General features: G+C 72.9%; 1 protein-coding gene. It reads right to left on the bottom strand.

What is annotated here, in order from left to right; genetic code table 11:
• The coding region (locus V7Z54_RS06475; protein ID WP_334135256.1) for an HD-GYP domain-containing protein at positions 1–1,191 on the bottom strand (1,191 nt) is incomplete at its 3' end.
• Between the last annotated feature and the right edge of the window lie 40 nt (positions 1,192–1,231).

Below are 1,231 nucleotides of genomic sequence, written 5' to 3'. Positions count from 1 at the left end.
CAGACGCTCGACCATCTCCTCCAAGTCGATGCGCGCCTTCACCGCCGAGCCCGGCACCGACTCGGCCACCGCGTGCTCGGGCCGCGCGCAGTCCACCAGCTTCGGCGTCCCCACCGGTTCTCCGTGGCGGTTGACCACCACCGCCGCCACCGGCGCGGTCGCACGCTGCCCAGGCCGCAGCACCAGCGCCAGTTCGCCTGCGTGCAGCCGCACGAATGTGCCCGGTGGATACAGCCCCAGCACCTGCACCAGCGCCACTCCCAGCGGATCCTGGGCGCCCGCGCCTTGGCGGGCGATGACGGTGCGCGCCGCATCGCGGGCCGACCGCCCGGGCCGGCTGGCGCGCGGACTCATGGCCGCGGTGTAGCGGTCCAGCCCCTGCACGATGCTGGCCAGCCGCCGGCCGACGGGCAGCACCTCCAGCGGGCCCGCCGGCGGCGACTGGTGATGCCAGCGCACCGCCTGCAACCACGCCTCGTCGCTGACCCCGGCCGCGCGCAGCAACCGCTCGCCTTCCTGCGCGTGCGCGTCGATCTGCGCGCGCTGCTGCGGCGACACCGGCTGGATCTGCCCCGCCAGCACATCCTGCAGCTGCACCATCCCCACGTTCATCGTCGCGCAGGCCATCACCAGCGGCCGCACCTCAGCCGCCGGCACCCGCAGCAACGGGGCCACCCGCTGCGCCAGCACCGCGCATTGCAGCGCGTGCAGCACACTGTATTCGTCCGGGCTGCTGCAAGCGCGGTAGGTCAACACCAGCGTCGCCGCCTCCTGTGTCACGCGTGCGACCGCCCACTGCTGCAGTTCGGCCCACAGGCCCTGCAGCCGCGCCTGCGCCTCGTCGGCGGCCAGCGCGCGCTGCGCCAGCGCCACCAGCAGCCGCCGCAGGCGCGCCGCCACCTCGGCACACTGCTGCGGCATCGTGCCGCGCAGCACCGCGGCCCCCTCCGGTGCATCACCCTCGTCCTGCCGCGACAGATACCGGTCGAGATCCTTCAGCGCCGCCCCACGCCGATCCAGCTCCAGCAGCCCCGTCATCAACACCTTGACGGCCAGCTCCGATTCCTCGAACGGCACAAAGACGCGCTTGCGCGCGCGCAGCAGCTCCAGCTGCTGCTCGTCTTCGATACACAGCCCTTTGGCCAGCAGCACGCGTCCGGCTTCATCCAGCAGCGTAAACGGCAGCCTCATACCCAAGCGCAGCTGGTCGGTGGGCAGGGGAACGGGCGGG

The sequence above is a fragment of the Tepidimonas sp. genome, assembly GCF_036824975.1.
Taxonomy (GTDB): Bacteria; Pseudomonadota; Gammaproteobacteria; order Burkholderiales; family Burkholderiaceae_C; genus Tepidimonas.
The sequence above is the reverse complement of the archived record's forward strand: the minus strand, read 5'-3'. Positions and strand labels throughout refer to the sequence as shown.